11 protein-coding genes are annotated in these 12,073 nt (G+C 44.3%); 5 read left to right on the forward strand and 6 right to left on the reverse strand.

Translation table 11 applies throughout. The features are described 5' to 3' along the window. Positions 1-14 precede the first annotated feature (14 nt). The 4 genes from HF888_RS16575 to lptF all read right to left on the reverse strand — a co-directional run bounded on the left by HF888_RS16575 (position 15) and on the right by lptF (position 4,309). Positions 15-1,322, reverse strand: a complete 1,308-nt coding sequence (locus HF888_RS16575) for a ribosomal protein L7/L12 (RefSeq protein WP_007018303.1) — start codon at positions 1,320-1,322, stop codon at positions 15-17. Positions 1,323-1,511: 189 nt separating this feature from the next. Next, positions 1,512-2,087: a phosphoribosyltransferase gene (locus tag HF888_RS14420; RefSeq protein WP_007018304.1), complete on the reverse strand. Its 576-nt coding sequence runs from the start codon at positions 2,085-2,087 to the stop codon at positions 1,512-1,514. Between the two features lie 52 nt (positions 2,088-2,139). Beyond that, positions 2,140-3,204, reverse strand: coding sequence for an LPS export ABC transporter permease LptG (gene lptG, locus HF888_RS14425; RefSeq protein ID WP_007018305.1), 1,065 nt, complete (start codon positions 3,202-3,204; stop codon positions 2,140-2,142). After that, complete coding sequence (gene lptF / locus HF888_RS14430) at positions 3,197-4,309, reverse strand: LPS export ABC transporter permease LptF (protein ID WP_040297885.1); 1,113 nt, start codon at positions 4,307-4,309, stop codon at positions 3,197-3,199. Before lptF ends, lptG begins: the two co-directional genes overlap by 8 nt. Before the next feature lie 240 nt (positions 4,310-4,549). On the opposite strand from lptF, the gene HF888_RS14435 reads away from it, so the two are divergent. Further along, positions 4,550-6,010 (forward strand): leucyl aminopeptidase, encoded by a 1,461-nt coding sequence (locus HF888_RS14435; protein WP_007018307.1) that lies wholly within the window; start codon positions 4,550-4,552, stop codon positions 6,008-6,010. A gap of 49 nt (positions 6,011-6,059) precedes the next feature. Here the strand turns inward: HF888_RS14435 and HF888_RS14440 are convergent, their stop codons facing one another. Further along, complete coding sequence (locus tag HF888_RS14440; protein ID WP_007018308.1) at positions 6,060-7,187, reverse strand: hypothetical protein; 1,128 nt, start codon at positions 7,185-7,187, stop codon at positions 6,060-6,062. Between the two features lie 71 nt (positions 7,188-7,258). Next, the gene (locus HF888_RS14445) at positions 7,259-7,948 is read right to left on the reverse strand and encodes a hypothetical protein (RefSeq protein WP_007018309.1); all 690 of its coding nucleotides are present in this window, start codon (positions 7,946-7,948) and stop codon (positions 7,259-7,261) included. Positions 7,949-8,199: 251 nt separating this feature from the next. Between HF888_RS14445 and HF888_RS14450 the strand changes: the two genes are divergently transcribed. The 4 genes from HF888_RS14450 to HF888_RS14465 all read left to right on the forward strand — a co-directional run bounded on the left by HF888_RS14450 (position 8,200) and on the right by HF888_RS14465 (position 11,990). Further along, positions 8,200-8,955 (forward strand): ATP-dependent zinc protease family protein, encoded by a 756-nt coding sequence (locus tag HF888_RS14450; protein ID WP_007018310.1) that lies wholly within the window; start codon positions 8,200-8,202, stop codon positions 8,953-8,955. Next, positions 8,955-10,493, forward strand: a complete 1,539-nt coding sequence (locus HF888_RS14455) for an inactive transglutaminase family protein (protein ID WP_007018311.1) — start codon at positions 8,955-8,957, stop codon at positions 10,491-10,493. The genes HF888_RS14450 and HF888_RS14455 overlap by 1 nt, the downstream gene beginning before the upstream one ends. Before the next feature lie 4 nt (positions 10,494-10,497). Further along, the gene (locus HF888_RS14460) at positions 10,498-11,466 is read left to right on the forward strand and encodes an alpha-L-glutamate ligase-like protein (RefSeq protein ID WP_007018312.1); all 969 of its coding nucleotides are present in this window, start codon (positions 10,498-10,500) and stop codon (positions 11,464-11,466) included. A 95-nt stretch (positions 11,467-11,561) separates the two neighbouring features. Beyond that, complete coding sequence (locus HF888_RS14465) at positions 11,562-11,990, forward strand: DNA polymerase III subunit chi (RefSeq protein ID WP_007018313.1); 429 nt, start codon at positions 11,562-11,564, stop codon at positions 11,988-11,990. Positions 11,991-12,073: the final 83 nt, after the last annotated feature.

A 12,073-nucleotide genomic window follows, 5' to 3' on the forward strand; every position in this document is an offset into this window, starting at 1 on the left:
GAAGTCACTTCAATTTACTTAACTTCGACTTCTGCTCCGGCACCTTCAAGTTCGGCTTTAATCTGTTCAGCCTCTTCTTTAGATACTTTATAAGAAGTGGATTTATTAATAGAAAGACCGGCAGCCACCACAGGAGGCGCTTCCGATTGAGGAACCTCTGGTAAAGTAAATTCAATAAGGCTTCCTTGCTCGGTTGAATCGTGACACCACGCGGTTTCTCCATTAATCGCTAACGCGTCAATACAATATTGGTAATCGCCAGCTGATAATTCAACATAGTCGTCACCCGTAAAATCAATACCCACTAAACCAGGATTGGACGATACCGCGAAGACATCGTTTCCGTTATTAATGAAATCCAGTATGTCTGCGCCTTCATCGGTGGATCCAGTAAACGGATTGCCATCCGTGCCAAAAACCGGTTCCTGATCATAAAAGTCATACAAACCTGTTTCGCCCTCTACATTTGTACTGAGTATGTAGAATTCTTTCGAATTTCCCGAATCCAGCACATCAACAGCGGCACTACTCCAAAGCACTGAGTCTTCTTCATAAATATCAAGCTCGTCCGTATCGATTTCATTGGTGCCATAATCATAAAGAAACTCTACGTAAAACGTTGAAAACCTAGAGCTCGTACTTTCACCATGAAGATACAAAGAAACAACATATTGCGTTTTCGCGCCCTCTGATTTGTTAGCCAGGTCAAAAACAGTTAATCCACCCATCGAGTGACAGTTGATCAATGATAAAGAGGAAGATCCTTGGTCTGTTAGATCAATACTGGCTGATATGTCCATGTCAGGAATATATAGTTCTAATTGGGCTGGTTCTTGTGGGTCTTGTGGCTCAGCTGGCAGTGCTATGTTTCGCGCTCCCATCGCGTTGGGGCCAGAACCACCTTCAAGAATGCTTTGCTTTGCATAGCCGCAGGTAGCGACTATCGCAGTATTCACAGTCTCATCATTTACATTCGCCGTAATAGGCAAAGCCAAGACATCCCGATAATAGTCTTGCTCTAAGTTGATTTCTGTCAGTGCTTTTAATTCTTTAGTAGCACTATCCCCACGCAACAGTGTATGAGATTGCGCTCCAGAGCTGTCTTCGCTGCGCTTTAACGCAAATAGATTGCCATTTTCAGCGCCTTGTGGATAAGTTAGACCCACGAGTTCATCACTTCCGGCGGTCCAAGTTAAGTCGGTATAGGCGTCTAGGTTAACAGTTGGAGTTGTATCATCATCAGAGGACCCACCGCACGCGGTAAGTAACATTGAAGTAACTGAAGCAAAGGCGACAGTGCGTAAATTTATATTTAGTATCATCTCGCGTCCTTAGTGAGTTTACTAGGACGGATATTAGAGCAAGATCAGGAATGAGCTTCTTCACCTCGTAGGGTGAAATTTGACTCGATAGTCAGCTAAACGCTTAAGTCTATTAAAGATAGTGATCTATCATGATATCTGGCTTAGATGGATACTCTAAGCCAGATGAACGAAAGGAAGCCGAAGTAATTACTTACCTTCGCCTTTTAACGCGTCGATGCGATCTGCTATGTAAGCCATTTCTGGGCGATTCTTACGCAACTCTTCTGTGGTCAAGCCATCAATTTCATGGGGGAATACCAACCATTCATCCGTCTCATGGATATAGTAATCCGGCACTCGATCCGTCTTATTGTTTTTAGGCTTGTAGTAAGGCGTCGCTACGCGAATCTCTGGCGTGTTCTTTTTACACGCTTTTTTCAAATCAACGATGGTTTGGTCGATACTCAAACCACTATCGTGCACGTCATCTACAATCAATAAACTGTCTTCACTCTCGATACGCTTGATCAAGTACGTTAAGCCATGGACACGTACTTTTTTAGAACGCTCGCCAATACCCGTATAGCTCGAAGTACGAATCGCAATATGATCGCTTTCCACACCAAATACATGCAGTAGCTCTTGAACCGCAATTCCCACTGGAGCACCACCGCGCCACACACCAACGATGTAATCAGGGCGGAAACCACTCTCATATACTTGAATAGCCAATTTGAACGAGTCTTCTAATAGCTGCTGAGCGCTAATATAAACTTTATCCATGAAATACCTACTGCAAAATTGAAATGAATGTAATTGAAATAAGATTAGGCTATTAACCGGCACGTCGCAGCATCCAGCTGCCCCATATCATGCACAAGCCAATAGGAATGAGGTTCGCAAGTAAGGGCCCAATGCCCACTAGCAAGCCAATAGGGCCGAGTAAATCCACAACAATTTTGTAGACAAGGCCCACGAGAATTCCTGTGAAAAGTCGCTGACCCATGGTCACGCTTCGCAAAGGTCCGAAGATGAAACTTATCCCAACCAGCACCAAAGCCAGGGTACTGATAGGTTGTAGTAACTTTTTCCAAAATGCGAGTTTAAACTCGCCGCCACCCAAACCTTGGGCATCCAAGTACTGGCCATATTTATACAGAGTAGAAATCGCCATATCCTTGGGTTCTTGCGCCACAAACTTTAGGGTCTCAGGTGTTAACTCAGTATCAAACGGTGCAATCGATTTGGCCTTGTATTCGGTCCTTACATCTTCGATGTGAGTAATACGAACATTCTCCATACTCCAATGTTCACGCTGATAAATCGCGCGCTTTGCATGGGTCATTTTGGTGAGATTCTTATTCTCATCAAACTCATATAGTGTCATGCCATGCAGAACGCCATTAGGCTCGATGGCAGCAAAGCGCATGTAATTATTACCTTCTTTGTGCCAATGACCTTTGCCTTCATTGGTCACTGCGACTTCTCTTCCAAGCGCTATGGTTCTAAAACTCGTGGTCATGCGCTCTAAGTCGGGCACTATGTATTCACCCATGACTAAACTCAAAACCATCATAATGGCACTGGCTTTGATCGTACTGAGCATGATTCGGCCCGTACTAACACCAGCCGCACGAATAGCGGTCAATTCACTATGAGTCGCTAAGCTTCCTAAACCCACGAGACAACCAATCAAGGTAATCATGGGAATCATTTCATACAATCGAGTAGGCGCCGACGCCACTACATAGTAAAGCGCATCAGCAAACGTAAACGTATCGCGAAGGTTATCCAGCTGATTCAAGAGTGCGATCACCAAGTCCAGCATGCCAAGTACGAACAGTACGGCTAAAATAGAATTGATGACGGAACTTCGAATGTAAGCATCTATCTTACGCATGGCCCTCTCCTACAGGAGCCGGCGTAATCGCTGCACGCTTTTTGGCTTGGCGCTTCAACTGGATCACTGGCCAATACATGAGCATAAGACCAATGCTCAAAAAGATACCGTGCAGCCACCAAAGACCTAGCCATTCTGGCGTATCTCCTTGCTCCATCCACTTTCGAGCGGTGATCAAGGTAGTGTAATAGACCATGTATAAAACCACTGCGGGTAACATTTTACCGTAGCGTCCTTGTCTGGGTTTAACATGGCTGAGCGGGAAGGCCATGATGACGATAATAGGGACAAGAATGAACAAACCAATTCGATAGTGCAAACGTGCTTTATAAACACGATGCTCTCGATCTAACAACTCCATAGTACTAACTGCTTCATAGCGCGCTTTTTTCGCCACATCGCTTTCTTCCGCGATTTTAACGGCGTAGCGATCAAAACTCATGGCCTCAAAATTAGGATCACCGGGGACCCCAGAAAAACGCTTTCCGTTGTTGAGTTCTAAATACCGTGACCCGCTATTGGGATCTACAAATTGCTGACCCGATTCTGCCAACAAGAGTACATTGCCATCGGCCATAAATACTTGCTGCATTTGCTTACGATCAGCACTTAGATCCTCTGCATAAGAGACTTTTTCACCGCCTTTTCCAAGAGCATTAAAGCGGCCCGGTGTCACGAACGAAAATTCACTCTCTTGCTGCTGCTCCTGTAAATAACGATCCAGCTTATCCGCTGCCGTAGGCGCCAGATATAAACTGAGGAAACCAATCAACAGCATCATCACAGTGACTGGCGCCATGGTAATACGAAACACCTGCTTGGGGCCAAAGCCCGTGGCATACAGCACCGTCATTTCGTTCTCACTGTGCATTCGGCCATAGACCAGCAAAATAGAAATGTAAAAACCCAGAGGTAAAATCAGCTGCAAAAAACCAGGGCTGTTGTAAAGAATGGTATAGAACACAGCCTCCGGGGGGATGATGCCTGCAACCGCCTTATTCAGATGGATAACCATACGCGCACTCGTCACTATCAGCATAAGAATGCCGGTAATCACAAATGTCGACGTAAGTAGCTCCCGAAGAAAATACCGCGTTAAAATCAAGCGTAAACCTTAAGTGTTATCCAAGCCGTGAGGCGTATCTGATATTAGCCTTGTATTTTTAATTTAAGATCCCAATAATCACTGTAGATCTTAGGCACTGAGTTGTATCTAGCTCTGCTCAGTGTGCAATGGAAAAATAGGCCATTTACAGTAGACTTTACATTATCCCTGAAAAAGTCTTACAGCACTACCTAAGCAGTCAACTTTCTCATACCCAAACTGGGCACAACTGGAGATACAATGGAATTCCTGGTTAATCAAAAATCAATCACTGAAAGTCAAAATAACGCCATCCTGCTATTTGTGGCAGAAGACAACAGCTTGTTTCAGCCTGGTAAAGATATTGATGAGAAGCTAAACGGTTTCCTGAGCAAGTTATTAGAGAGCAAAGACCTTTCGGGTAAAGCGGGCGAAACACACACTATCCCTCAGGCCGATGGCCCCCGTTTAATAGTTACAGGCGTTGGCAAAGCCAACGAAAAGGACGTAATCAAAGCCTTTAACGCATCGGCGGCAGCACTTAAGGCGAGCCCAAGTTATAACGCCAGCGTCAGCTTAGAAGGTATCAAAGTAAATGGCCGCGATGCCGCTTGGTTACACGAACAGCTAGCCATCGCGCTGCAGGGCACCGTGTACAAATTCGACGAGTGTAAAAGCAAAAAAGAAGAGAAAAAGCCAAGTATTGAAGGCATTGAAATCCTCGCTGGAAAAGAAATGAAAACCGCTGTGAGCTTTGGCCAAGCCGTTGCCCGAGGCATGATGACAGCAAAACGATTAGGTGACTTACCAGCCAACGTTGCAACTCCTTCGTATTTGGCTGAACAGGCACAGCAACTCGCCGCAGGTCATGATCGCTTGGACACTCAAGTACTTGACGAAGATAAAATGGAAGAACTAGGTATGGGTTCTTTCCTGAGCGTATCAAAAGGCTCCATTGAACCTGGCAAACTCATTTGTATGGAGTATAAGGGTGGCAAAGAAGGTGATGCTCCTCATGTGCTAGTAGGTAAAGGCATTACCTTTGATACCGGCGGCATTAGTTTGAAACCAGGTGCTGGTATGGACGAAATGAAGTACGACATGTGCGGCGCTGCTTCTGTACTGGGTACGATGGCTGCCATCGTAGAATTAAATCTACCGGTCAACTTCATCGGTGTCATTGCAGCAGCTGAAAATATGCCGGCAGGTCACGCTTCCAAGCCAGGTGATATCGTCACTGCCATGAACGGCACCACCATCGAAATCCTTAATACGGATGCAGAGGGTCGACTGGTCCTTTGTGATGCTCTGACATACGCCATCGAAACCTATAAACCCGCCAGCATCGTCGATATTGCCACGTTAACTGGCGCATGCATGATGGCTCTTGGAAACGTAAATTCTGGGTTGTTCACACAAGATGAAGAAATGGCTCACGACCTGCAAATGGCGAGCGATGTCTCCCAAGATGCGGTATGGCGCCTACCGCTGCAAGATGAGTATCAAGAATTGCTAGACAGTAACTTTGCCGATATCGCAAATATTGGTGGCCGCTTAGCAGGTGCAACGACTGCAGCGTGTTTCTTGTCTCGTTTCACTGAAGGGCAAAAATGGGCTCATTTGGACATTGCAGGTACCGCATGGCACAGCGGTGGTAAAAATAAAGGAGCCTCTGGGCGACCTGTTCCTTTGCTAGTGAATTACATAGCGAGCAAAGCGTAATAAATTTATCTACTCTGAAAACAAGGGACCGCATGGTCCCTTTTTCATTTTAAGCGAAGTCCAGTTTTTCAATCACCGACAAGAAGCGTTTCACTACCTGTGTACAACCCTTATCATTAAGGTGAATAAAGTCAGCCCAATACTCAGGTTTTTGTACTTCGTTGCGCAAGTCGATGTAATGGAATCGATCTAAGTCTTGACCCGTTCGCTGGCGGTATAACTCTGGCAGTTCAGACATTTCCTCCATCAACACATCTAACATAAGACGAATGGCATAGGCTCTTTCTGCATGCACGCCTATTCGTTTTCCATCAACTGCCTGAGGGTTGCTGGGCCATCCTTTTTTATCGAAGCTCTCGTGTAAATTCGCGTCGTCCTTCGTAAAAATCTGTCCTTGTTCATTAATATCAACACCAATTGTGGCAAATGCTCGGCGCGTCCATGTATGACCAATTAACTTAAATAGACGCCCTAAGATCAACCCAATATCATTAATATCGAAGCAAAAACTGGTGCCGCTATAAAGGTGAATGGGATAAGCATAACTGTGGCAAATAACATGGGCTTGCGGAGCAAATTCATCCCGATACAACAGCGCATTGAGGTAATGCTGAACAACACGCTGAGCCATAGACCTCAACTCATGAACGTCTATGGACTGCTCTGCACTACCACAATAGTCTTGCATTACATGGCGACGCATATGATTAATTAAGTCGTTGCCTCCGGCACTGAGTAAAATACAATCCAGATTCTGGCCTATATCCTTGTTCTTTAACACGGCATACAAGGTGGGTGACGGCAAACGCTCTTCCATAACGCCATGAGTTTTATCACTGGTCTTCGCCGATAATTCGTCAGCATGGTCGCCACTACGTTCGATTCGTAACGTCGTACTATTAAGACTCGAGTCAGAAACTAAACAATCAATGACATTAGTCTTACTGGTTGCATCAAACCCCTGCAAGCCCGTAAAGAATCGCAAAACAAATCCAATACCACTGCTCAGACTCTTGAGAGGATAATCGAACCAAGAGTCCCCTTCCGTTAGGATGGCAATTTTGCGTTGAGTTCCTGGTAACCATCCAGGTAGACGTCGCGTTCGAAAACGACTGCGGGCTAAAGATTTAGCGTATCGCTCGGCGTTGCGAGTATAACGATAAGTAGTGACTGGCATCGGAGATATCTGCGTACTAGGTATATAACGCCATTTATATCAGGAATTAAAATGAGAAGTAAGTCACAGTACTACTTTTCTAATGGCACATGAGTATCTAAGCGCTTTTGCATATCCTTTACCACTTCGTCACGAAAATCATGACCAAATTCAAAGGGAAGGCTGGCTTTGTATTCATCAATATTCATTATTTGCAGATTCGCGCGAATCACTTTGAACACCTTTGGTAAAATTTGCCCTGGCGACTGAATGTGATGCAAGCCACCACTGTATATGAACAGTATTTTACCCTTGTGCTTCTTTTCTAATATGTCCGCCACACCACCGCGGACAGTCATAGGCTTTCCATGTTTGTCCATACCATCCCGACGCTTCATACGCCCCTCCGGTAATATGGCAACCAAATTATCTTTCGTCACAAGATTCATAAAGTTGTGCCATGATTCATCTTTCTTGCGCGTAATCGGAATCAGGCCCGGTAATAAACTATGATAAATTTTACCAGCAATAGGTCGATCATTTAGCGTGATATCTGCACCAGGTGCCAGTAAGTCCCCACTTAAGCGCCATAATACTGGAATCGGCGCGGCCCCTATGAATAAAGGCTCGAATAGACTGGTGTGATTTAAAAACACAATAAGCTGGACATCAGAGAAGCGATCAAATCGTTCCTCGCTCAACCAGTTCAACTTAAAACGATAAAACAATACACTTAGAAGTTTTACCAACAGCATTAAAAAAAAACGAACGAAACGTACCATAAGTAACCTTGGTTTTTTTATTATTATAGTCTAGTTCAACAGCTCAGAGACAGCTGAGCTGGTACTCTTGCGCAAAGCCGATGTGCAATAAACCGATACCGGCTCATACAGCTTTTTAAATTTGACTCATATTGAAACTTTCTACGTAATAGCAATCTAATGGAGGCGTTATATATGTTTGTTGTGGGCCGTAATGCGACTGCAAGCATTTTCCTCTAAAATATGCATCTTTATTTAATATTGGTTTTCGTATGATCATCCGTTCTGCTTTTATTGCCGCACTCAGTTCATTATCACTGACCATTTCTGGATGTGCAGTTTGGCCAAGCCAAGAACATGTTGCAGTCACCAATGCAAGCATCGCAGAGCAAATTAAAGCTCACTGTTCTCAATTGAGTACTTCATCACAGTCAACCGACAAACTCGAAATTTCGCTGATAAAAGAACAGCAAAAACAATTAAACACCATGAATGAACAACTTGAGCGGATTATAGCGGCTACTCCAGGGTTTCTAAATAGCGAGTGCAGCGCAGATCAAAGTAACGATGCCTATAAAAATCGAACCATTGTCGGTTCTAAAGAGTGGATCTATGTATCTCCGCCTGGACACCACTACCAAGCCCGCATTGATAGCGGTGCTGCAACATCATCTCTTAGTGCAGTTGATATCGAGTACTTCGATCGTGATAGTGAACGCTGGGTTCGCTTTGTATTGCAGCATGATGATGAATCTGAATCGGCTAGCCTTGAAGCAAAGTTAATTCGCCATGTGTTAATCAAGCAATCATCAAGTCCAGAGCCGGATCGACGTCCTGTCGTCTCTCTTACTGTGCAGCTAGGCAATGATCTACGCTACGATACTGAATTTACTTTGACCGATCGCTCTCAAATGACTTACCCAATCTTGATTGGTCGCGAATTCTTGCGTGACATTACGCTTATTGATGTGGGTAGAGAGTTCATACATTCGAAATATAAGCCAAAAGATTCCGGAGACAAACAATAATGACTCGCTTCGGATTTCCCTCTCGACTTTCATTTTACTTTTTTATCTTACTGATTTTTATCGTCGGTATCGTTCTGATTTTACAGCGTCACTGGGTATATGATGTACCGCTTTTGTATGGTGAAACAAAAACGATTTGGTCAATTGAAGCTAAAGTTGAATTCATGGCAGAAGACAAACCAGTAAAAGTAAGTATGGCGCGACCACCAAATCAGGAAGGGTTTACGGTATTGAAAGAAGCGGCTGCTTCTCCAGGTTATGGACTGCACTTTTTGGATGGTGATCGACCGCAAGCACAATGGAGCATCCGTAATGCGAATGGCAAGCAGACCCTTTTCTATCGAGCTGAAGTTTTAGTCAATGAGCAGGAGCAGGCAGAAACAATTAAAGCTCCTAAAGTTCCTTACGTCACACTCCCTCAACCTTTTGATAAAACGGCAGACGCAATTCTCGCAGATGTTTACAGTGCTTCGTCAGATAACTTCAGTTTCACTCGTGAATTGTTAAGTCGATTTGAATTCGAAAAAGAAAACCAGCAAATAAGTTTATTACGCAACCATTATAATGAATCCTTGCCAGTACTTATTACAAAAATGTTGCACAAAGCGAACATCCCGGCCAGCATTATTTATGGTTTGGAATTAGAGGATGGCCGACGCCGTCAATCTCTGGTCCCCATGCTGAGAGTTTGGAATGGTGATGATCACCAGCTATTCTTTTATCCCTCCGATTCTTTTTCTGAGTATAGTACTCATGCTGACAAGCCTTTTTTACTTTGGCAAAAAGTTGCATCGCCCATTATTGAGGTAACAGGAGGGACCCAATCAGATATTCACTTCTCGATGATCAAACGAGAAGAATCAACCTACGCAAACATTTCTCAAACGTTATCCAGTCAATACGATTTTATGAATTTTTCTATTCATAGCCTTCCAATTGAAGAGCAAGCTATGTTTAAAACAATTCTACTCATTCCGATTGGCGCCTTAATCGTTTGTATTCTTAGAATCTTTATTGGCATTCGAACGTCAGGCACATTTATGCCGGTGCTCATTGCGCTGGCATTCATACAAACATCACTTATAACCGGCTTAGTTGGCTTTATTCTTGTGGTTACAGCAGGATTGTTTATTCGTAGTTATCTATCGAAATTAAACTTGTTGCTCGTTGCTCGAATAACCGCTGTCATCATTTCGGTCATTGCAATCATTAGTTTATTTAGCGTTCTCGCGTTCAAACTTGGCTTAACCGAAGGCTTAAAGATCACTTTCTTCCCTATGATTATTTTATCTTGGACCATAGAACGAATGTCCATCCTTTGGGAAGAAGAAGGTGGTAAAGAAGTAATGATTCAAGGAGGCGGCAGTTTACTTACCGCAGTGTTAGTTTACTGGGCGATGAACGATCCATGGATTCGCCATTTGACATTCAATTTCATTGGCATCCAGTTCATCGTTTTGTCCTGTATTTTATTGATCGGCTCCTACACAGGTTACAGAGTGTTAGAACTATTTCGCTTCAAAGCATTGAGTAAGTAGCGCAATGATTTATCCATGGATACTCAAACAGCGCGGCATACTCGGTATGAACAAACGTAATATCGATTACATAAGTCGATATAATCCACGGCGTTTGTACCCCTTAGTCGATGACAAATTACAATCTAAACTGCTTGCAGAAGAAGCGAACATTCCAGTGCCCGAGCTGATTACGACACTAAAGAGTCAGCATGATGTTGCGTACTTGAAAAATAAACTCGAAGGCTGCTCTGGGTTCGCCATCAAACCCGCAAAAGGCAGTGGCGGCAAGGGCATTATGGTACTTTCACGCGTCGACGAGCAACACTTTAGCAAGAGCAGCGGGCAGGTCGTCGGCTTGCAAGATTTACAACGTCATGCTTCGAATATTCTGGCAGGTCTTTATAGTCTTGGGGGTGCTCCTGATGTGGCAATCATTGAAAGGCTGATCGAATTCAATCCTCTATTTAAGTCGTTTTCTCATGAAGGCGTGCCTGATATTCGCGTTATCATTTTCAAAGGTTTTCCTGTCATGGCCATGATGCGCCTTGCAACACGAGACTCAGATGGCAAAGCTAATCTTCATCAAGGAGCTATTGGTGTGGGATTAGATATAGCCACAGGGAAGCCATTACATGCGGTACAACACGGTAAGAGTATTCTGACTCACCCAGACACGGGACAAGCCTTGAGTGAACTCAAAGTCGATCATTGGCAAGAACTACTCACCCTTGCAGCCAGTTGTTATGAAATGTCTGGCTTAGGATATTTAGGTGCTGATATCGTATTAGACAACACCCGTGGCCCCATGCTTTTAGAGTTAAATGCCAGGCCTGGACTTTCTATACAAGTCGCTAATGGTGTCGGCCTGCTGCATCGCTTGAAGCCAATTGAAAAGATTGATCGATCAATACTAAATCGGGACGCTGCTGCTCGAGTGGCTTTTGCACAAGACGCATTCGCTAGCGATAGCCTGATCGAAGATCGTATTTAAAGCATTTACTACGTTACCCGAAAATGGCCTCCTCCCTTGGAGGCTATAGCCGAGACGGGTATACTGCTCGTCACTTTTCGCACCTAGTGATCAACATGACGTCCATCGATTTTTACATTTTAGGCCACAGCCAACAGCAAGCTCGCTTAAGCTTTGCGTGTCGCTTAGCTGAAAAAGCCTTTAAGGAAGGTCGACAAATATATGTTCATGCACAAGATGAGCAGCAGGCCAAGCAACTAGACGACCTCATGTGGGAATACAAACCAGAGTCCTTTCTTCCCCACCAAATCGTTGGAGAGCAAGCCTCTCAAACTCAAGTGGAGATTGGCTGGCAAGATCACCCAAGTCACCACTTTGATGTACTTATCAACCTAGTCAGCCCTCAACCTAGCTTCTTTAGCCGCTTTGATCGTGTCTTGGAAATCGTCATTCAAGATGAAACCAGTCTTGCTCAATCACGTGCCCACTACAAGTTTTATCGCGACCGTGGTTATGAGGTTACTCATCGTGACTTACGCGGCTAAAACACCTCAATAAATCCATCTTCTATCGCCTACTATCCGGTCTGAAAACCCGCTATAATCTGGGTCATTTTTCAGCGAATTTT

Source organism: Bermanella marisrubri, assembly GCF_012295615.1.
In the GTDB taxonomy this organism is placed as follows: Bacteria; Pseudomonadota; Gammaproteobacteria; order Pseudomonadales; family Oceanobacteraceae; genus Bermanella; species Bermanella marisrubri.